We start from the raw sequence: 21378 nt of genomic DNA, 5'->3' as shown, positions 1-21378 counted from the left end.
TTTCCTACGATGCCTAATGCCCTAAACCTTGCAGAAAAGCCAATAACTGAGGAACAATCTGTTCATAGGCATCTTCTTGAATAAAATGCCCTGCATCTTGCACAGGGGGTAATTTGAGCATCGGGCAAAATGCGTTTCCACTCTTTATTTAACACATCTGACGACCACGCAATATCTTGCATTCCCCACATAATTTCAACGGGTTTGTTACGATAAAGGGCGATCAGTTGGCTTTCCAAATATTCAAAATAGCCCGTCAGCGGATTTTGTGGCTCAATCGGAATTTGGCGAGGAAACGCCAACACGGGTGTGCGAGATGCCCAAGTTGGATGTAGGGCTAAATAAGCCTGCTTGATTTGATCGTTCATTCGCTCGTGTTTGATAATCCCTGCCTTGAATAGCATTCCTTTTTTGAACAGCTCCAGCCCTTTTACCAACATTTCGCCGATATATTTGGTACGAAACAGGCGTAGGATAAGAGGTATTTTTTCCTTTTGGCGGACAACGTAAGCCCCTGTATTGAGCAGGAACATTCCCGCCACCTTGTGTGAATGGCGAACTGCCCACCATAAGCTGATTGGTCCGCCCCAATCGTGGGCGACTAGCACCGCATTTTGCAGATTCAAAGATTCAATCAAGGCTTCAAAACGTTCGGCGTGTCGTGGCACGGCATAGAGATTGGTTTGATCGGGCTTTTCTGATCTGCCAAAGCCCAAATGGTCAGGCACAATCACACGGTAGCCAGCTTTGGTAAGCGGTTGGATAAAATGGCGGTATAAATATCCCCAAGTGGGGTTGCCGTGTACCAAAATCACAGGCCGCCCCGTGGGCGACCCCTCATCAATGTAGTGCATTTTGCCGTCTTGGCTCTCAAACCATTTAGGCTCGTATTGCCAAGTGCCGTTGAATGTCCAGTCTATCGTGCTGTTTTTCATCGTGAGTTTATTTGAAAGGAAAAAAGTGGGGAAATTATAGCATTTCCAAACAATAAAAAATAAAAGGCAACTCATTGAGTTGCCTTTCTTTTTGGTTGCAAGCGGTCAGATTAGTATAATTTTTCTGATGTCTTGAATAATTCTTCTTTGAACGGACGACGCATATTAGTAATTGCATCGATGATATCGTGATGCACTAACTGCTCGTTTTGAATCCCTACGCAGCGACCGCCGTAGCCTTGTAGCAACAATTCCACCGCATAAACCCCCATACGGGAAGCGAGGATTCGGTCGAACGCACAAGGCGCACCACCACGTTGGGTGTGGCCGAGAACGGTTGCACGGGTTTCTAAGCCTACGCGTCCTTCAATCTCTTTCGCAAGGGCGTGGACATCGGTGATCAATTCGGTGATCGCAATAATCGCGTGGCGTTTGCCGCGTTTGATTCCTTCTTCCACACGTTGAATCAGTTCTTCACGGTTAAATTCGTGTTCTGGCACCACGATAAATTCGCAACCGCCAGCGAGGGCAGCGCTGAGGGTTAAATCACCGCAGTGACGACCCATAATTTCTACGATTGAGATACGTTGGTGCGAGCTTGACGTATCACGCAAGCGGTCGATTGCCTCTAACGCTGTTTCAAGGGCGGTTTGGAAACCGATGGTGTAATCCGTACCAGCCACATCGTTATCAATCGTACCCGGCAAGCCAATGCACGGATAGCCGTATTCTTCGGTGATCAACTTCGCCCCCATATAAGAGCCGTCCCCACCGATCACCACAAGGGCGTCAATGCCGTGTTTTTTGAGATTTTCGACCGCTTTGGCACGGATCGCAGGATCTCTAAATTCAGGGAAACGTGCCGAGCCTAAGAACGTACCGCCACGGTTGATCACATCAGACACCGAACGGCGTTCTAATTTGACGATTTTATCGTGGAATAAGCCGTAGTAACCGTCTTGGATACCGTAAACTTCCAAGCCTTCGGTTAGAGCCGCACGCACAACACCACGGATAGCGGCATTCATTCCCGGAGCGTCGCCGCCGCTGGTTAATACCGCAATTTTTTGGATTTTTTTGGTCATTTTTTCTACCTTTTTTAAATTTATAAAATAAATCGAAACTGGTGCGAAGATTACAATATTCGAGCCTTGTGTTCTAGTAAAAAATACGCAGATTTTACGAAAATTTGATCTAATCGGCACTTTGAAAAAGAATGAAAAAACAAAAGCCAACCGAGGGTTGGCTTTATCAATCAGTTTAAAATTACAGACCTGCTGAGGCTCTCAACGCTTCGGCTTTATCGGTTTTTTCCCAAGGGAAATGCTCGCGACCGAAGTGACCGTAAGCCGCTGTTTCACGGTAGATTGGGCGGATTAAATCTAACATTTTGATCAAACCGTAAGGGCGAAGATCGAAATGCTCACGCACCAAACGCACTAATACTTCGTTACTCACTTTGCCTGTGCCAAAGGTTTCCACCATAATCGAGGTTGGCTCGGCAACGCCAATCGCATAAGATAGCTGGGTTTCACAACGATCCGCCAAGCCTGCCGCCACGATATTTTTCGCCACATAACGTGCTGCATAAGCCGCTGAGCGATCCACTTTGGACGGATCTTTACCCGAGAACGCCCCACCGCCGTGGCGAGCTGCACCACCGTAGGTATCTACGATGATTTTACGCCCCGTCAAACCGCAGTCGCCCATAGGTCCGCCGATCACAAAACGCCCCGTTGGGTTGATGAAGTATTTGGTGTTTTGGCTCAACCACTCGCTTGGCAAAATCGGCTTGATGATCTCTTCCATTACGCCCTCGAACACGGTTTTTTGATCGACCTGTTCTGCGTGTTGAGTGGAAAGCACCACCGCATCAATCCCCTTGATTTTGTTATCTTCATAGATGAACGTGAGCTGGCTTTTCGCATCAGGGCGTAACCAATCGAGCTTGCCCGATTTACGCACTTTCGCCTGCTGTTCCATTAAGCGGTGAGCGTAAGTAATCGGGGCTGGCATTAGCACGTCCGTTTCATTGGTGGCGTAGCCGAACATAATCCCTTGGTCGCCTGCCCCCTGCTCTAATGGGTTGGCACGATCTACCCCTTGATTGATGTCTGGCGACTGTTTACCAATCGCATTCAACACCGCACAAGAGTGAGCGTCAAAGCCCATATCAGAGTGGTTGTAGCCGATGTCCGCAATCACTTGACGAGTGAGATTTTCAATATCGACCCACGCGGAAGTGGTAATCTCGCCACCCACCAACGCCATACCCGTTTTCACATAGGTTTCGCACGCCACACGCGCTTTTGGATCTTGCTTTAAAATTTCGTCTAACACCGCATCAGAAATCTGATCGGCAATTTTATCTGGGTGTCCTTCCGACACCGATTCAGAGGTAAAAAGATTGATAGCCATTTTTTATCCTATTGATTTATTTGATATTTTCCACAAAAACAAGCGGTCAGATAATGCAAAATTTTTGCAAAATCGCACCGCTTGTCGCCCAATCGGTTTGGATGTAAATCCGTCTAGACGGCTATAATACGGATTTTGAGCAGAAAGAGCAACTATGGATGTTTAAAATAAAACTTAAATTATTTTCTGAGTAGTTTGTATATGATGGTTAAAACTGAAAGTGGTAAAATTCTCGGCACGGCTCGCATTAAGAAAATTCCTAAACCTAAAATGGGATTGTGGATTTTAAATTGATTTTTTAGGCGGTAAAGTTGCCATTCATATTCAAATTGTTTCCAGCCTCGACGGCGACCAACCATTCCGTTGCCGACCCTTGCGTAAACGAGTACATCGGGTAAATTCGCCACTTTATTGCCGTTTGCCACCATTTTAATCCAAAGGGTGTAATCTTCTTGCAGCCCTTGATAACCACCACACTCTTGCACTTTACTTTTTTGATAGGCAACCGTCATATGGTTAAATGGGCAACGCAAGCGGGTAAATTCGACAATTTTTTCACGTTCAGTCGGCACATTTCGATAGGCAACAATGTCCTGAATATTACGGTTAAATTCCGCAATTTGCCCGCCAAAAATAATCACATCGGGATTTTGTTCAATAAATTTGACTTGCTTTTCAAAACGTTCTGGCACGCAAATATCATCGGTATCCATTCTAAATACCCATTCGTGGGAACAATAATTTAACCCCTCATTTAAGGTTTTGCCTAGCCCTCGATTTTCCGCAAATCTCACCGCTTTTATCGGTAAAATTTGTTCATATTTCGCCACCACATTTTCTAATGCTTCGGTAACTTTTCCGTCAAACAAAACCACAATTTCATCGGCAGGGTAAGTTTGATTTTTTAAACTTTCAAAACACTCCGCTAAAAATGTAGGATCTTCTTTAATATATAAAGACATCAACACCGAGAATTTCATTAGATAAACCTTTTCATATTGATTGCAAGTTTCGGCGAAATAAAGGTAATTACCGCCATTAACAGATGTTTCAAACTTTTGCTTTGTTGAAACATTTTAAAATAATAACTACCCGCTTGTCGGGAATAATTCATCATATAAGGATACGCCAACATATAAAGTTGATTAAGTTTAAAATGATTACGTTGGATTTCCGTTTTTACATAGGTTTGCTCAATATAAGCGATACCTTGTTCAGTGTTTTTTATATTTTTGGATACACTCGCCGTTTTTGTTTCAAAGGTGCAACGGGTTAATGCTTGCGGTAAATAAAAGGGTTTAAAACTCGGTTCTTGAATCAATTTAAGCAGAAAATCATAATCTTCCAACGCTAATAATTCCGTCGCCAAGCCCCCTACTTTTTCAAATAACGATTTTTTCACCGCAATCATCGGCATTCCACCAATTTTATTCGCTAATAAAATGCTTTCAATACTAATTTGAGCAGGATCGGCAAAAGGTTTAGTTTGATAACTAAAACCTTCATTTACCATTACACATTCCGCAGGGTGGTAAATAAAATTGATCGTTGGATTTTCGTTAATGGCTTTTGCCAATAAAGCACATTTTTCGGGGGCAAATTGATCATCATCATCAAGAAATAATAGCCATTCATTTTGAGCATTATTTGCACCGATATTTCGGCTACCCGCCGCCCCTTTATTTTGTTCATTACGAATTAAGGTAACCTTAAACGGATATTGCTGTTCAACCGTTATTTTATTTGGCGAACAATCATCAACGATAATCACTTCAAAATCCGTCAAGGTTTGCAAGGTTAGATTTTCTAATAATGCCTTAACTTGCTGATTTCGATTATAAGACGGCACAATAATACTAAACATTTTTCTCTCGCTTTTGGCTAAAAATTTCTAAATTCCAACCGCTTGTGCCAAATAATGATAAGAACATTAACAACACAAGCATAATTCCAGGGAATGCATAAGTGTCTGCTTTTACATTTAGTACGCTGAAAATAAATAAGGTGGAAAGAATAAATTTCCAACTATAGTTAAACCAATTTATCGCCACTTTTCGTACAAAATAAAACATAAATAAAAAGCAAGTTAAAATATAACCGACACCACCATAAAGAGCTTGGCGAATAAAGCCTGAATCAGAGCCACCATAATAACTTTTGGTTTCCGTATAATAATAACCGTCCCCGATTAACAGTTGTTTTAATTCAGGCATAAATAGATGTTTTTTCACGAGGGTATCCGTTGAGGAACTCACCTGCCCAGCCCCTGAAATTAGGTTAATCACAGGTTCAAGGGCGTGTGCCACATAATGATTTTCAGGGAAATAAATCGCTAAAATTAACACCACCGCCACAAAAGCTACCAGTGCAGGAATATATCGCCATTTAAAATAGAGAGCGATACTGACAAGGGATAACATAAAAAAGGTTCTGCCCGATACCGCCCCAATAAATAGAATTAAAAACAGAAATAGACTACTGATATTATTATGTTTTTCGTTATAGGCTAAAATAAAATGCAGTAATAATAAATAAAAAGCACTTAACTGAAAAAATGCCGATGAAGTAATATTATATAAGCGATATTCCTGTTCTGAACCAAAAAAGCGAGGTAAATTAGCATTGGTTGAAAGGGCAAGATCAACCATAAAGGGAATACCTGCAAGGGCTAAAAAGCCAACCAAAGATTGAATACTAATCCCAATTTGCAGATCTTTAACCAATTTTTGTTGATTATTTTGTGCATAAAAAAGTGAATAGATCAGCACGCCAAAACCAAATAAAATTAACGATTTAATATACATCAACACAACAGAAAAATCTTTTGTGCCGTTAATCAATAATGAAATCGCCGAAAGCCCAATTAAACCTAAAATAACCGCTACGCTATCTAAGGGAATAACGATATTTAATGGCTCTTTTTTATACCATTTATATAAAAACAGACCGCTTGCAAAGATCCCCATTACAAATGCCATTCTTAAAAAATGGAATAGCCAAGGATCATAGATGTAAAATAAATTAACTAATGCACTCATTTTATAAATTTCGCTTAATTGCCAACGCCTTTTTAGCTGGGTATTTCAACAATTTTTTGAATAAACTTTGCTGAATTGAACCCCGTTGGGTTTCTAAATTACTGGTTAAAACAGGGTTTTCAATCGCCATTAACGGACGAACTACCTGCATCGTTAAACCAAATTGTTTTTCAAATAAAATAAAATCATCAGCTAACCAAAATGGCAACTGATTATCTAGTTGAGCTAATAATTTTCTGATCGCAGATTTTTTAATTAAATAAGCCACCGTGCCTGCATAATAAGGTAAATAAGGTAATCCATAACGATATTGCCCTTTGCCAAATTTATTCATCAATGAAAAAAGCGTAGTTGGATATTCAATTTCCAAGTTACTATCATTAAAATCGTTAATTTTCGACTGCCCCACCAAGATAAAATCCGCACCATTTTTTTGTTGAACAAGCTGGGCTAAATTTTCTTGAAAATCTTGATTAAACAGTGCATCATCTTCACAGATTAAACTATATTCTTCCTCTTTAATTTGATTATTCGCTAAAATTAAACGGTAAATTGCTAAATGGCTAAATGTGCAACCTGCTTCGCCCTTTGTAATATGACGTTGATAACGTTGATAAAATTTTTCTACATCAAACTTTTGAGCGAGGCTAGTTAAATCTTCATTCATCGTATTGATTGCATTAAATAGCTCAAAATCTGCGGTGTCCGCTTGGCTAAAAAAAAGCTCTCGGCGATGATGATCTTTTTCAAGGGAAACTAAATATTTTTTCATATTATTTATCAAGTTCAATTACCTTAACCCTAAATTTTTCAAAAATAGGGTAACAGGCTAAATAAGTTGGGTTTGTTAAATTAGGTTTAATCGAAATCACTTCGATATTAGGATTATTTAATACATTCAACACTGCCCCACTAAAATAAGTGTAAATCCGATATTTTTGTTGCTGGCTTTGTTGTGAAATATAATCTTCAAAAATTAACGGGGTTTCAATATATTTTACCTTATCCGTTTTAAAACTTTCCCGTGGGTGGGGTAAATAAAGCTCAATCCCAAATTGCTCTACGACACGCTCAACTAAGGCGATGTTTTGCTGATTATCTTCATACAAAGGTTGCCCTAAAAGCAATGCAAGGGGTGGCTTTTCCGAAAATTTCGCACTATTTTGTTCAACTGAATTACTGAGGGAAACCAACTCTATATTTTCAACAATATTTGGCATATTCGGATAAATGGAATAATGCTTTTGCGAAAGTTGGCGTAATTTTTGAGTGCTATATTTATTACCTAATACTAAATTAGCCATTTTCCTAACAATAGATTGAGACGAATCTTGATAATAGATACTATTTTGCACAATATTTGCCGTGCCGTCATCAAAAGTGCAAAGCAGGTTAAATTGCAACTGGCTAATAAAAGTTTGCACAAATAAATCATCAATGCTCGCCACAAAAATGTTATTAAATTGGCGTTGTGGAAATTTTTTATTAAACTGGTAAAGTGCAGAAAATAATGAAAATCTACCCGCTTGTGGGTAAATAAAAAGTTCGCTTTTTGCACATTTTTCTGAAAAGCGTTGCCAATAATGTTGGAACTTTTGATTATGATAAGAAGCGTAGGTAAACATCACCCCATAAAAATCTTCATTCGGAAATTTTTCCATTATTTTTTCCGCGATCAATACCTGTAAAGGGGTATGACAAATGATTAAATTCATTTTTATTCACCTACTTTTCTTGTCATTATATAAAGCATTGGCAATAAACTAATTGCCCCGATGATACTCGCATAAGGCACATAATCAATTTGCGTATTGGCTAATATCATTAAACTCACTACATAAATAATGGTTGAAATGACCGAGCAGATTGAAATCAATTTATTTTTGCCGTAATAGAACAGATAATTAACTAACACTAAATAAGGAATCGCTAAGGTGGTAGAAATTAAAAATAGCACAATAAAGTATTTTGTACCGACAAACTGTTCCCCTAATAGCCAAACCACCACGCTTTCAGGAATTAACCACATTATGAAAGCAGGGATCGGCACAAATAATAGGGCATAAATCGCCCATTGATAAACTTTATTACGGCTAATTTTTTTGGTTTTTAATCCTTCATATAAATAAGGGATCATCGCCTTATTAACTGCTTGAATTAAAATCATCAACACCGCTGCAATTTGTGCCCCCATTGCATATAAACCGAGATCAATTTCACTAAATTGGTGATAAATAAAAATCCGATCCAACTGCCCTTTTAAATAAAGGCTGGCGTGGTGCAATAATAAGGGCAAGCCAAAACTAAACAAATAAAACAGGCTGGTTTTATATTGTTTAATCGAATAACTTTTTTTCTTCGGTAATTTTCGGCTATATAAAAAATAAGCGATACTAAATACAATTAAATTACTGAATAAAATCGCTAAAATTCGCTTTTCGACTAAATCCGTTTGGTAAAATTCCAACATTAGGACGGTAATTGCCACCGAAAATAGGCTCAATAATAGTTGAATGACCGCATAGGGAATTGCCTGTTTTTGGCATTGGCGAACGCTTAGTTGCACGCCCAAAAAGGATTGGAAAATCGCCGAAATGGCTAGATAAGCAATGATTTCCGCTTGGAAAATCCAGCAACCGAGCAAAATCAACGAGCCAACCACCGCCGTGTAAGCGTAGCCCGTATTCACGATCAAATTGAGCGAGCGTTTACCGTAAAAATAGAAATAGCGAGCCACCGCCCCCTCTTGGCTTAGCCCGACAATAATCACAAACAGGGCAAGAAAAGTTTGGTAGTAAGAGAGTTCCCCATAGCCTGCCACCCCTAATTTTCGGGATAAATAGGGCAACATTAGGAAAGGAATTGATTTGGATAACAATTCCCCACCGAGGTAAATCACGCTATCTTTTATCGCTTTCATCGTTAAAAATTTTCAAAAATCAGACCGCTTGATCGTAAAAGGCTTTTGGCTGATCTTTATTCGGATCATTCAAAAACTGTTTAATCGCTGCGTAGGCTTTTTCCATTGCATTTTCTTGATAATACGGGTTGCCCATCGTTGGCAAGCGTTGTTGGAAATCTGCCGAAAGTAATTTTTTAATGCCCTGCACAATGGCTTCACTCGATGTTTCCACATCAATCACCGTTTCGCCACGAGTTCTACCCTGCTGGCGGTTGCCGATATTGAGCGTGCCGACTTTGAATGACGGGGCTTCCAATAAACCCGATGAACTGTTGCCGATCAAGCCCTGCGAATGTTTAATCAAAGACAAATACTGTTCTGGCTTGACCGAAGTGAAAAAGCAGAAGCCATTTTGCTCGGTGTATTGCTTAAAGCGTTTAAAAATCTGATCGGAACTGGTATCGGAATTTGAACCGATAAACACAAATTGATAACGATCTTTAAATTGATCTAACGCCGCCAAGAGTGCATTCACTTGTGCCAAAACAGGCTGTTCGGTCAAAGTTTCGGGGTGGAACACCACCATAAAGTAAGGACTTTGCGGAATCGCAAGGGTTTCCACCAATTCCGCCTTGCTCGGCAAACTCAAACTTAGCCCATTTTCCGCCCCGAGCGATCCCACATTATGCACGCTCTGCGGAAACTCGCCCATTTGGATCACCCGTTGGCGATATTCTTCCGTAGCAGTGAGGTGCAATTTGCTCATTTTAGTAATGGCGTGGCGGATAAATTCATCATAATTGCCCAAGGTCTGTTCGCCGCCGTGCAAGTGAACAATCGGCAAATTGTGCATCGCCGCCGCCGTTGCCACCGCCAGCATTTCGTAGCGGTCGCCCAAAATAATCACCGCATCGTAACGGTTACGTTGAAAATGCTCGCCAAAACGATCCAAACATTCCGCCATTGAGTGAATAATAGTTTGGTTATTTTCGCTATTGAGGGTCAGCGGAATCCGCTCGGCGATCTCAAAACCGTCTTGCTCAATGATTTGCACCGTGTTGCCATATTGCGGATCGAGGTGCATTGCGGTTACCACTAGCGAAAATTCTAATTCGGAATCATCAACAAAGCGTTTTAAAAGGCGTTTGACGATGCCATATTCCGCCCGCGAGCCTGTAATATATGCAATTTTTTTCATTAGGCTAATTCCTTTTCCAAAATCGCCGCCAATTTTTCGTAACCTTTGGCGTTGAAATGCAAGCCATCGTGGCTTAGGGCGAGATCCAATTTGCCATATTTGTCGCTAAATGCTTCGTCTAAATCCACCCATTTCACATTAGTGAGCTTTTGTTTAAGTAATTGATTTAACTCACGAATTTCTGCGTTATTCAAATTAACACGGAATGCGGACGGGGTAACTTCCAAAAAGAAAATTTGGCAATCTGCACGAATTTGCAGAATTTTGTCGATAACTTGCTGTAAATCGGCTCGAATTTGCTCGAAAGTCCAATTTGAGCGAGTGAAATCATTCACGCCGAGCATTAGCACCACTTGCTCGCCGAGCTGTTGGATCAAGCCTTGATCCAAAATCAGATCGAAATACTCTTTGGTGGCAATCCCCGAAAATCCTAAGTTATTGACCGCTTGTCCGTTCAAGGTCTCAATCTGCCATTGATCCAAAATCGAATGTCCAATCAGGGTGATCGGTTTCGCAAGGTTAAATTGCGGTTTTTTATATTCAATGCGTTGTTTAATCGTATTGAGCATTGTTTGAATACGGTTGCGTTGCTGCATTACAAAGTAGAAATACTCGAAATCGTTGCGATCATCAATGTCAATCGACACTGCTTTATCCATAAAATAAGCGAGGGATTTTTCGCCGTAGAAATGTTTTTGGACGAGGTAAGCGGTCGGTTTCGCACAAAAAATTGCCCCGTTCGGCGAATATTCTGGGTGATATTGCTGACGGGCGTAGTTGGAATAATCCAACTGGAAATTTTTCAAACTTTCATCGCCGTCAATTTGGCGAGTGAGGGTGGTTGGCTTGTGAGCGTCCGACACCGAAACCAAAAAATCAAACTGCGTAAAATGTTGCTCAAATTTTTGGCACGCCTCACGAATATGCTGACCATTTCGCAACGGCGAGGTCGGTTGCAATAACACAAAATAATCGAAATCCACCCCTTGATATTGCTGTAACACATCTTCAATCACGGCAAACGAGCTGGTGGTATCGGTCGCCAAATGCTCGGCACGCTTGATAAATTCAATAGGATAGTGGGAAAGCAGATCGATATATTCCTGCGAATCGGTGCTGACGATGATTTTGTCAAACTCGCCCGATTCCAACGCTGCTTCAATCGAGTAAGCCATCAGCGGCTTGCCCTCAACCAGCAACACGTTTTTATTCGGTAAACCTTTTGAGCCTGCACGGGCGGTGATAATTGCGATTTTTTTCATTTGTGTTATTAACTTCTTAATTGTAAGGGTGGATTTCCCCTCTCTCTGCAAAAAATGCTGAACGCATTTTTCGCTGTCTCTCTCCCACAAGTGGGAGAGAGTTTTTTATTCTTAATTCGGCTTTACACCCTCGCCCATTTATGGGAGAGGGACAGATTTTTCTTCGTTCAGAAGAAAAATCAGGGAGAGGGCAAAAATTTTGAAAATCCTACCGCTTGTTATTGCTGATTGGCAAAGCGAGAATCTTGGATCAGTTGATCTTCTTCAAAATCTTGCTCGGCAGTTTTGCCTAATACTTCATACCAGAACATCGGGCTGATGCCGTTACCTGGGCGTTTGGTGGTGATGTTGTCCACGGTAAACACTTCGCCTTTTTTGATTGGGCGGCTGGCGATAATCGATTTACGTGCCACGATTTTGTTTTTCGCTTCCGATTGGGTAACTAATTTTTCCGATGAACCCAATGATTTTTCCACGGCACGAATCCCTTCGCACAATAATTTTAATTCCTCTGGGGTAACAGAGGCTTTGTGGTCTGGACCTTCAAAGTTTTTATCGAGGGTAAAATGTTTTTCGATAAAGGTAATGCCGTAAGGCACGGCTGCCAAACCTGCAAAATAACCTGCGGAATGGTCGGAAAAACCGAGGCTATATTCGCCAAACACTTCTTTTAGTTGGTGGAATGCGTTGAGGTTCACATCTTCGTAAGGGGTTGGATATTCGGTGTTGCAGTGCAAAATCGTAATATCTTTTTTCGCCATTCCGTTATCTTCCAACACTTTCAGCGAGGCTTTGGTTTCTTCAATGGTCGCCATTCCCGTTGAAATCACAATGGTTTTGCCCTCAATCGGCAAACGGGCGATTTTTTCCAAATAAGGTAAATTGGTTAATTCGCCAGAGGGAATTTTCCACACTTTTTGCTGTTGGCTGGCGAGGAAATCAATCGACTCAAAATCAAACGGGGTAGAAAACACTTCCAAACCGAGTGAGCGAGCGTAAGCCTCTAATTTCACAAATTCATCGTAAGGCAATTCAAGTTTGCGGGTCATTTCCAACTGAGAATCCGCCGTGCCAGTGGTTACTTTTTGATATTCTGCTTTTGGGGCATATTTTGAAATCAATTTATCCGCTTTAAAGGTTTGGAATTTCACGGCGTCCACCCCACATTCTTTGGCAACGTCCACCATTTTCTTGGCAAGGGCTGGATCGCCGTTATGGTTACAGCCGATTTCCGCCACGATAAATACTTTACTCATTTGCTTTCCTTATTGATAGGTTTTGATAAATTTTGCAGGCACGCCTGCCACCACCGTGCGAGGTTCAACATTGCGAATCACCACCGCCCCCGAGCCAACCATTGCATTTTCGCCAACGCGAAGCTGCCCGTTTACCACCGAAGAACTGCCCACGAAAGCATAATCTTCCACAATCACATCGCCGTTGAGGGTGGTGTTGGTTGAGATATTGCAATGGCTGCCGATGTGGCAACCGTGTTCGATCAAGGCTTTGGTGTTGATAATCACATTATCCCCCACCGTTACCCCGCTGTTAATAATCGCCATTTTGCCGACAAAAACCCCCGTTCCCAAACGAGAATGGCGAGACACCAAGGCGGTTTTGTCGATAACATTAACCACTTCGCAACCAAGCTGCTGCAAAGCGAGGAATTTTTCCGTGCGATAGGCATTATTGCCGATACTAATAAAAAAGCAGTATTGATCCCGCTCGGCAAATTCTTGCACGGTGCAAGCCAAAATCGGATAGCCCAAATGCTCACTGCCTAAGGGTTTGAAGCTATCAATAAAACCGCAAAATTCGTACTGTTCTTCATCAACGGAATCCAGCACAGATTTGGCGTAGCCCCCCGCCCCGATAAGCACAAGTTTCTTCTTCATAATCTATTTTTCAATAGCAAAATAAGGTGTGCATTCTAGCAATAAATCGTAGAAAATACGCAAACTTTTTATCAAATGGAATCAACAATGTTTGTTCTGAGCAAAATTTTAACCGCCATTGTGCTGCCGCCCTTTAACGTAGCGGTGCTATGGATGATTTCGCTACTACTCGCCCGTTGGCATTACAAAAAATTGAGCCGTTTTTGTGCGGTGTTGGGGATTGGGATTTTGTACCTTTTCAGCACCCCTTTTCTTGCGACAAAACTCAGCGATTCCCTCGTCAAGCCCGATAATTTAACCCTTGCCGATTATCAATCCGCCCAAGCGATTGTGGTATTAGGTGGCGGAATGCGAGATAGCCAAGAAATTTTCGGCAAGATTGCGATTGGCAACACCGCCCTTGAACGAATGCGATATGCCGCGTATTTGCAGAAATCGGCCCGCTTACCGCTGCTGATTACGGGCAACAGCCCGAACGGCAATTCCGAAGCGAGGGTAATGGCGAAAGAGTTTGAGCAATTTTTCGGCGTAACACCAAGGTGGTTGGAAGAAAAAGCCAAAACCACCAAAGAAAATGCCGAATTGACCGCTGAAATGCTGCTCAATCAAAATATTCGCAAAATCATTTTGGTAACCAACCAATGGCATATGCAACGAGCCAAAATGCTGTTTGAAAAGCAGGGTTTTGAAGTGTTGCCCGCCAGCGTAGGGGCTGGCATCACGCCTGATAGCTATATCAATCTGATGTACTTTATCCCACAATCAGGGGCGATGGACAGCGTAATGATGTCGCTGAAAGAGTGGTTGGGGTATTGGAAAGAGAGATGAAAATAGGATTTGAGGAAATTTCAAAAATCCTACCCCTTGTTTGAGATTGTTACTTTTCTTTGCTTCGCCAAAGAAAAGTAACCAAAAGAAAGGCGACCCCGAGCATTTTGCTATTGTTTCGCTTGTTTCTAATTTCTGCGGTCAATTTGTAAACTCGCCTACTGCGTAGGCTCAAACAGTACAAATTGACCTTGAAATTAACGAAACCGCTCAACGCAAAATGACGGGGAATTTTATTCGAGCAAGGATTAAAAATGTAAGGGCGAATTTTATATCCGCCCTTAATCAGCAAGCGGTAAGATTTTGAAAATTTCATCAAATCCTACCGCTTGCACTTTTACTTACGCCAATTTACTCGCCTGATACTCTCTCGCCGCTTTGATAAAGCCCTCAAATAACGGGTGTCCATCACGTGGGGTTGAGGTGAATTCAGGGTGGAATTGGGCAGCGACGAACCACGGGTGGTTTGGCACTTCGATGATTTCCACTAATTTACGATCTGCCGATAAGCCCGTTACTTTCAAGCCTGCGGCTTCGATTTGAGGCAGTAAGGTGTTGTTCACTTCGTAGCGGTGGCGGTGGCGTTCGTAAATGGTTTCCGCCCCGTAAAGTTGGCGGGCGAGGCTGCCCTCAACCAAATGACAGGCTTGTGAGCCTAAACGCATTGTGCCGCCAAGGTCGGAATCGTCTGAACGCACTTCCACGTTGCCCTCGCTATCTTGCCATTCGGTGATCAAACCGACCACAGGCTGCGGGCAGTTTTTGTCAAATTCGCTTGAATTGGCTTGGGTCAAACCTGCCACGTTTCGTGCGTATTCGATCAAGGCGATTTGCATACCTAAACAGATGCCGAGGTAAGGGATTTTGTTCTCACGGGCATATTGTGCGGTGCGGATTTTGCCCTCAACGCCACGGTAGCCGAAGCCCCCTGGCACGAGGATCGCATCCACCCCTTTCAGCACTTCCACGCCTTTGGTTTCCACATCTTGCGAATCGACATATTTGATATTCACGGTCAAACGATTTTTCAAACCGCCGTGTTTTAACGCTTCATTGACCGATTTGTAAGCGTCTGGCAACTCAATATATTTGCCGACCATTGCAATCGTTACTTCGCCCGTTGGGTTGGCTTGCTGATAAAGCACTTGTTCCCATTCCGACAAATCCGCCTCTTTGCAGGTTAAACGGAAACGGTCGCAGATAAAATCGTCCAGCCCTTGCGATTTCAACAAGGCAGGAATTTGGTAAATCGAATTCACATCTTTGAGGGAAATTACGGCACGCTCTGGCACGTTACAGAACAAGGCGATTTTCGCTTTTTCGTTGGCGGGAATCATACGATCAGAACGGCACACCAACACATCGGGCTGAATCCCGATAGAAAGCAACTCTTTCACAGAATGTTGGGTCGGCTTGGTTTTCACTTCGCCTGCGGTTGGAATGTAAGGCACGAGGGTCAAGTGCATAAAAATCGTTTTTTCACGCCCCACCTGCACCGCAAGCTGACGCAACGCCTCTAAGAATGGCAAGGATTCAATATCGCCGACCGTGCCGCCCACTTCAACAATCGCCACATCGTGTCCTTTTCCGCCCTCGATTACACGCTCTTTAATTTCGTTGGTGATGTGCGGAATTACTTGCACGGTCGCCCCGAGATAGTCGCCACGGCGTTCTTTGCGTAAAACTTCGGAATAAATCTTACCGCTGGTAAAGTTGTTGGCTTTGGTCATTTTGGTGCGGATAAAACGCTCGTAATGCCCTAAATCGAGGTCAGTTTCCGCCCCGTCTTCGGTTACGAACACTTCGCCGTGTTGGATTGGACTCATTGTGCCAGGGTCAACATTGATATAAGGGTCAAGCTTCATCATCGTTACTTTCAAGCCACGAGATTCAAGCAAAGAAGCTAGCGAAGCCGCTGCAATCCCTTTCCCCAAAGAAGAAACCACACCGCCTGTTACGAAAATATAATTGGTTGTCATTGAAATAGCCTTTTTTATGATTGAAATGGAAGAAATCAGAAATGGCGTTAAACCATCAGGACGGGAGCGTAGTTTACAGGAAAATTCCGCTTTCATCTATTAAATTTTGCCAAATCCCACCGCTTGCCGAGGCGAAAAAAGCAATAAAAAAGGGCTAAATTTGCATTTAGCCCTTAAACTAGGGTTTTTCTTTTTTTAGAGTATTTGGATTGTTTACTATCAGAAACTTTCCCGAAAATAAACTTACCCATTGTAAAAAAAAAAAAAAAAACGCAAGCCTTTGTAAATAAAAATTTTTATTTATGCTTTTTCTTCGCCTTTGCTCAAAATTAGGGTTAGAATACTGTTTTTATTTACATTGAAGAACAGCAAAAAGAAAGAGAGCAACAGATGTCTGCCAAACGTTATGATGCCGATGAAATTACCGTTCTAAAAGGCTTAGAGCCTGTCCAAAAACGCCCTGGAATGTACACCGACACCACTCGCCCGAACCATTTAGGGCAAGAGGTGATCGACAACAGCGTTGATGAAGCATTGTCTGGCTACGCCACTCGCATTGACGTGATTTTACACAAAGATAATTCTCTCGAAGTGATCGATGATGGGCGAGGAATGCCCGTGGATATTCACTCTTCGGAAAAAGTGTCTGGGGTGGAATTGATCCTGACTAAACTGCACGCAGGCGGTAAATTTTCCAACAAAAACTACACCTTTTCGGGCGGTTTGCACGGGGTGGGGATTTCGGTAGTAAACGCCCTTTCCAAGCGGGTGGATATTCAAATAAAACGCAACGGCGAAATTTACACCATTGCCTTTGAAAACGGCGAAAAAGTCGAAGAATTAACCGTGATCGGCACTTGCCCGAAAAAGCAAACGGGGACGACCGTCCGTTTTTACCCGAATCCTATCTATTTTGAATCGCCAAAATTTTCGGTCAGCCGCTTACGCCATTTATTGCGTGCCAAAGCGATTCTCTGCCCGAAATTGACGATCAACTTTATCAATCAAATTGACGGCACGGAAGACCGTTGGTATTACGAAGACGGTTTAACCGACTACCTCTGCGAAACCCTTAACGAACACGATTATCTGCCAAATCCGCCTTTTATCGGCAACATCGCCAAAGAGACGGAAGCATTAAGCTGGGCGTTGTGTTGGCTACCAAATGGGGGCGTGCAGCTCGGCGAAAGTTATGTAAACTTGATTCCAACCACCTTGGGCGGCACCCACGTCAATGGCTTGCGTTCGGGCTTGTTCAAAGCAATGGACGAATTTTGCGACACCCAAAAATTACTGCCGAAAGGGGTGAAATTAACCGCCGATGATGTGTGGTCGCACTGCTGTTATGTGCTATCCCTAAAAATGCAAGAACCACAATTTGCAGGGCAAACCAAAGAGCGGTTATCCTCTCGCCAAGCCTCTGGCTATGTGGAAAGCACCATTAAAGACACCTTTATTTTATGGCTGAACGAAAACCTCGACACCGCCAAACAGCTCGCTGAAATGGCGATCAGTTCCGCCCAAAAGCGGTTAGAATCGGAACAAAAAGTGGTGCGAAAAAAAGTGGTAAACGGGCCAGCATTACCTGGGAAATTATCCGACTGCACCTCGCAAGACACCACCCGCACCGAACTATTTTTGGTTGAGGGGGATTCCGCAGGCGGCACGGCGAAAAAAGCTCGCGATAAAGATTTCCAAGCGATTTTGCCGTTGCGAGGCAAAATCAAAAACACTTGGGGAGACCCGTCTCAACAGGTACTTTCTTCGGAAGAGGTGCATAACATCGCGATTGCAATGGGGATTGACCCCGACAATGATGATTTAAGCCAAATTCGCTACGGCAAAGTCTGTATTCTTGCCGATGCGGATTCGGACGGCTTGCACATCGCCACCCTGCTTTGTGCCTTGTTCCTACGCCATTTCCCTGCCCTCGTCAAAACGGGCAGAGTGTATGTGGCAATGCCACCGCTCTATCGGATCGATTTCGGCAAAGATGAAATCCACTACGCCCTTGATGAAGCGGACAAGGATCGCATTCTCGCCCAACTCGCCAAAAAGAAAAAAGGCACGCCCGATGTGCAACGCTTTAAAGGCTTAGGCGAAATGAACGCCGACCAACTGCGGGAAACCACAATGAACCCCAACACCCGCCGTTTGGTGCAACTGACCTTTAACGAAGAACTCGACCAAGAGGACGAAGTGTCCACCTTTGAGCTAATGGATATGCTAATGAACGACAAACGCTCAAAAGACCGCAAATCGTGGCTAGAAGCCAGAGGCGATCAGGCTGATTTGAGTGTTTAAAATCAAAATAAAATGCCCCTTAATTTAAGGGGCAAATTTAAACTTAGTGATAAGTCTGACTAAATTTCTGGTAAGCGGTCAAAAACGCTTCAAAATCTTCTAAGCCACAAAAGGCTATGCTTTCTTGGTCGTAAAAGCTAAAACCCTCTTCCAAACTTTCTTCATCGAAGACATCTTCCAAATGGTTTGCCTTTACCATTACTTCATCAGCGTTGAGGTAGAGGCTGTATTCTCTGCCCTCAAAAATCCATTCATAATCGCTGGCGGTGGATTTTTTGCAGAGGGCGATTTTCTCGAAAATGGTGGCGAGTTGGATTGGGTTTTCGCTGATTTCGGTGTTGATCCAACGGGCGAAGGCTTCGTGATCCATTGAACATTTGGTCATCACGCCGTGCATTGTGTGAGTAAATTGATATTCCATATTTTCCTCTTGGGTTTGATTGTGGGGATCAAGGAAATTTTTCTAAAATCCTACCGCTTGCTTTTGAAAGTTTTGCCCCTTTGGCTCGCAAGCATTGCGACCCTACGGTAGGGACGCCACGCTGGCGTCCTTTTTGGCATTTCCTCGTTTATAGGGGAAGTACCCTGCGTAGCAGGGGATAGGGGGCAAAATTTTCTAAAATCCTACCCCTTGCAAAGCTACCAACTTCCCCCTGCACCGCCGCCGCCAGAGCTGCCGCCGCCGGAGCTGTCGCCGCTGCCACCTCGGAAGCCTCCGCCCCCACCAAAACCACCGCCGAATCCGCCGCCAAAGCCACCGTGTCGGCGGGATTGGCGGGCTATTTGACCGAGTTGATCTAAGGCACTTGGGCTGATGTAAATGTCTTTTCCTCCACGCGGGCGGAACATTAAGAAAATCACGACCCCAGCGAAGATAAAGAAAAACAAGCCGTCAAAGGGTTCTTCTTCTGGTTGAGCATTGTCTAAACCGTAGCTGGTGTAAGGGGCGTATTCGCCGTTGATTGCCGCCATAATTGCCGATAAGCCTTTGGCGATGCCCTCAGCATACAAGCCTTGTTGGAAAAACGGGCGGATTTCATTGCGGATAATGCTTGATGCAATCGCATCGGGCAACGCACCCTCTAAGCCTCGCCCCGTGGCGATAAAAAGTTTGCGATCATTTTTGGCGATTAGCAACAGCACGCCGTTGTTCTCTTTTTTCCGCCCAATGCCCCATTTATTGAATAAATTGAACGAATAGCTAGAAACTTCCTCGCCGTTGGTGGTCGGTACAATCACCACCGCAATTTGCGAGCTGGTTTTTGAGCGATTTTCGATTAACGCATTTTCGAGGGTTCGCCACTCTTCTTGGGTCAGGGTGTTGGTGTAATCGGTAACGTAGTAGAACGGATTCGGTGGCTCGGGGTAATTCGCCCACGCCGAAAGGCTGACTAACAACGCCAATAGTCCAATCCAAACACGGTTTACAAGGTTTTTGATCATTTGACGATCACCTCATTTGGCAATTCATTCACATCATCAGGCTGAATCGGGAAGTAAATCGCAAGTTGCTGTTCCACCTGCTTAATCCCCTCGCAGATCGCTTGGGTATATTGCCCCGCTTGGCAATGGTTTTTCATCGCTTGGTAAACGGATTGCCAAAACGCCTCGCCCACTTTTTGATGAATCCCCTCATCGCCCACCACCGCCACATAGTGCGGTTTGAACGAAAGATAAATCAGCACCCCGTTGCGTTCAGCGGTTTCTCGCATTTTAAGTTCATCAAAAAGCTGCTCGGCACGCTGTAAAGCGGTGAGATTCGCCGAATTTTTGGCTTTGCGTTCCACCACTACGCGTAATTCCGCCGAAGTTTGCTGTTCCAAATGGGCAATCGCCTGCTCGATCTGCTTGGTATCGACAGGCAATTTGCGAGATAGGAAATCGAATAATCCCATAAATCCCTCGAAATATGGATAGTGGTAACACTATCCATTCGATCTTAGTTAAAGTTTACCGTTGGTGCTTTTTCAGCGCCAGCGTCCGCTTTAAATTGTGGTTTCGCTTTGAAGCCAAGAATTTTTGCCGCCAACGACGTTGGGAATTGACGCACTTGCTTGTTGTACTCTTTCACCGCCCCGTTGAAAATGTTGCGTTCCACGTTAATGCGGTTTTCCGTGCCTTCCAGTTGAGCTTGCAAATTCAAAAAGCCCTCGTGAGCTTTCAACTCTGGGTATTTTTCCACCGACACCAATAAACGAGCGAGAGCCGAATTAACCCCTTGTTGAGCCTGTTGGAATTTCGCCATCTCTTCTTCGGTGGCGTTGCTCGGGTCAATCGTGGTTTGCGTTGCTTTGGCACGGGCTTCCATTACCGAAGTGAGCGTCTCTTTCTCAAAGTTCGCCTGACCTTTTACCGTATTAACAAGGTTTGGAATTAAATCCGCACGGCGTTGATACGCCGATTCCACATTCGCCCACACGGAATTGATGTCCTCTTCCGCTTTCACTAACTCGTTGTAGCTATTTTTTAACGTAATACCGCCGAAAATCGCCACCACGGCAATAATCGCAATCACTAACCATTTTTTCATAAATCAAAGTTCCTTAATTGAGGGTTGAAAGATACGAATTTTAAGCGGAAATCGCTTGTAACGCACGAAGATTTTATAAAAAGCGGTGG

The 21378-nt window shown here is 43.3% G+C and carries 21 protein-coding genes; 3 read left to right on the top strand and 18 right to left on the bottom strand.

All coding sequences use genetic code 11. The annotated features are described in order from the left end of the window. Window positions 1–62: 62 nt before the first annotated feature. The 3 genes from B0187_RS09630 to metK form a co-directional block, all read right to left on the bottom strand. A complete protein-coding gene (locus B0187_RS09630) occupies window positions 63–935 on the bottom strand; it encodes an alpha/beta fold hydrolase (protein WP_158078238.1) in 873 nt (290 codons plus the stop codon). Window positions 936–1045: 110 nt separating this feature from the next. Continuing rightward, window positions 1046–2020: a 6-phosphofructokinase gene (gene pfkA / locus B0187_RS09625; protein ID WP_078237641.1), complete on the bottom strand. Its 975-nt coding sequence runs from the start codon at window positions 2018–2020 to the stop codon at window positions 1046–1048. Window positions 2021–2201: 181 nt separating this feature from the next. Continuing rightward, window positions 2202–3353 (bottom strand): methionine adenosyltransferase, encoded by a 1152-nt coding sequence (gene metK / locus B0187_RS09620; RefSeq protein WP_078237640.1) that lies wholly within the window; start codon window positions 3351–3353, stop codon window positions 2202–2204. Here metK and B0187_RS10285 point away from each other — a divergent pair. Next, window positions 3343–3480: a hypothetical protein gene (locus B0187_RS10285; protein ID WP_158078237.1), complete on the top strand. Its 138-nt coding sequence runs from the start codon at window positions 3343–3345 to the stop codon at window positions 3478–3480. The genes metK and B0187_RS10285 overlap by 11 nt on opposite strands. Window positions 3481–3532: 52 nt before the next feature. Here the strand turns inward: B0187_RS10285 and B0187_RS09615 are convergent, their stop codons facing one another. The 10 genes from B0187_RS09615 to B0187_RS09570 all read right to left on the bottom strand — a co-directional run bounded on the left by B0187_RS09615 (window position 3533) and on the right by B0187_RS09570 (window position 13648). After that, a complete protein-coding gene (locus B0187_RS09615; RefSeq protein ID WP_078237639.1) occupies window positions 3533–4333 on the bottom strand; it encodes a glycosyltransferase family 2 protein in 801 nt (266 codons plus the stop codon). After that, on the bottom strand, window positions 4333–5217 hold the full coding sequence (locus B0187_RS09610) for a glycosyltransferase family 2 protein (protein ID WP_078237638.1): 885 nt from the start codon (window positions 5215–5217) through the stop codon (window positions 4333–4335). The genes B0187_RS09615 and B0187_RS09610 overlap by 1 nt, the downstream gene beginning before the upstream one ends. After that, window positions 5210–6391 (bottom strand): hypothetical protein, encoded by a 1182-nt coding sequence (locus tag B0187_RS09605; RefSeq protein ID WP_078237637.1) that lies wholly within the window; start codon window positions 6389–6391, stop codon window positions 5210–5212. The genes B0187_RS09610 and B0187_RS09605 overlap by 8 nt, the downstream gene beginning before the upstream one ends. Before the next feature lies 1 nt (window position 6392). Next, window positions 6393–7163 carry a glycosyltransferase family 25 protein gene (locus B0187_RS09600; protein ID WP_078237636.1) on the bottom strand — a complete coding sequence of 257 codons (771 nt, stop codon included), beginning with the start codon at window positions 7161–7163 and terminating at the stop codon, window positions 6393–6395. A 1-nt stretch (window position 7164) separates the two neighbouring features. After that, entirely contained in the window at window positions 7165–8052 is an 888-nt protein-coding gene (locus B0187_RS09595) for a glycosyltransferase family 52 (RefSeq protein WP_245797029.1), read from the bottom strand. Between the two features lie 56 nt (window positions 8053–8108). Next, complete coding sequence (locus B0187_RS09590) at window positions 8109–9311, bottom strand: flippase (protein WP_078237634.1); 1203 nt, start codon at window positions 9309–9311, stop codon at window positions 8109–8111. A gap of 19 nt (window positions 9312–9330) precedes the next feature. After that, the gene (gene neuC / locus B0187_RS09585; protein WP_078237633.1) at window positions 9331–10491 is read right to left on the bottom strand and encodes a UDP-N-acetylglucosamine 2-epimerase; all 1161 of its coding nucleotides are present in this window, start codon (window positions 10489–10491) and stop codon (window positions 9331–9333) included. Continuing rightward, complete coding sequence (locus B0187_RS09580; RefSeq protein WP_078237632.1) at window positions 10491–11753, bottom strand: cytidylyltransferase domain-containing protein; 1263 nt, start codon at window positions 11751–11753, stop codon at window positions 10491–10493. The genes neuC and B0187_RS09580 overlap by 1 nt, the downstream gene beginning before the upstream one ends. Window positions 11754–11971: 218 nt before the next feature. Further along, window positions 11972–13009 (bottom strand): N-acetylneuraminate synthase, encoded by a 1038-nt coding sequence (gene neuB, locus B0187_RS09575; protein ID WP_078237631.1) that lies wholly within the window; start codon window positions 13007–13009, stop codon window positions 11972–11974. Window positions 13010–13018: 9 nt separating this feature from the next. Then, window positions 13019–13648, bottom strand: coding sequence for an acetyltransferase (locus tag B0187_RS09570; RefSeq protein ID WP_078237630.1), 630 nt, complete (start codon window positions 13646–13648; stop codon window positions 13019–13021). 87 nt (window positions 13649–13735) lie between these two features. Between B0187_RS09570 and B0187_RS09565 the strand changes: the two genes are divergently transcribed. Next, a complete protein-coding gene (locus B0187_RS09565) occupies window positions 13736–14476 on the top strand; it encodes a YdcF family protein (protein WP_078237629.1) in 741 nt (246 codons plus the stop codon). Window positions 14477–14817: 341 nt separating this feature from the next. Here B0187_RS09565 and pyrG read toward each other — a convergent pair whose 3' ends face one another. Continuing rightward, window positions 14818–16455 carry a glutamine hydrolyzing CTP synthase gene (gene pyrG, locus B0187_RS09555; RefSeq protein WP_078237627.1) on the bottom strand — a complete coding sequence of 546 codons (1638 nt, stop codon included), beginning with the start codon at window positions 16453–16455 and terminating at the stop codon, window positions 14818–14820. 390 nt (window positions 16456–16845) lie between these two features. Between pyrG and parE the strand changes: the two genes are divergently transcribed. After that, entirely contained in the window at window positions 16846–18759 is a 1914-nt protein-coding gene (gene parE / locus B0187_RS09550) for a DNA topoisomerase IV subunit B (RefSeq protein WP_078237626.1), read from the top strand. A gap of 43 nt (window positions 18760–18802) precedes the next feature. Here parE and B0187_RS09545 read toward each other — a convergent pair whose 3' ends face one another. From B0187_RS09545 to B0187_RS09530, 4 genes are all read right to left on the bottom strand, one after another. Further along, window positions 18803–19180 carry a YacL family protein gene (locus B0187_RS09545; RefSeq protein ID WP_078237625.1) on the bottom strand — a complete coding sequence of 126 codons (378 nt, stop codon included), beginning with the start codon at window positions 19178–19180 and terminating at the stop codon, window positions 18803–18805. A 218-nt stretch (window positions 19181–19398) separates the two neighbouring features. Further along, the gene (locus B0187_RS09540; RefSeq protein WP_078237624.1) at window positions 19399–20202 is read right to left on the bottom strand and encodes a TPM domain-containing protein; all 804 of its coding nucleotides are present in this window, start codon (window positions 20200–20202) and stop codon (window positions 19399–19401) included. Beyond that, window positions 20199–20654: a TPM domain-containing protein gene (locus B0187_RS09535; protein ID WP_078237623.1), complete on the bottom strand. Its 456-nt coding sequence runs from the start codon at window positions 20652–20654 to the stop codon at window positions 20199–20201. Before B0187_RS09535 ends, B0187_RS09540 begins: the two co-directional genes overlap by 4 nt. Before the next feature lie 44 nt (window positions 20655–20698). Next, complete coding sequence (locus tag B0187_RS09530; RefSeq protein WP_078237622.1) at window positions 20699–21289, bottom strand: LemA family protein; 591 nt, start codon at window positions 21287–21289, stop codon at window positions 20699–20701. Between the last annotated feature and the right edge of the window lie 89 nt (window positions 21290–21378).

Source organism: Haemophilus paracuniculus (assembly GCF_002015115.1).
Lineage (GTDB): Bacteria > Pseudomonadota > Gammaproteobacteria > Enterobacterales > Pasteurellaceae > Haemophilus_E > Haemophilus_E paracuniculus.
The sequence above is the reverse complement of the archived record's forward strand: the minus strand, read 5'-3'. Positions and strand labels throughout refer to the sequence as shown.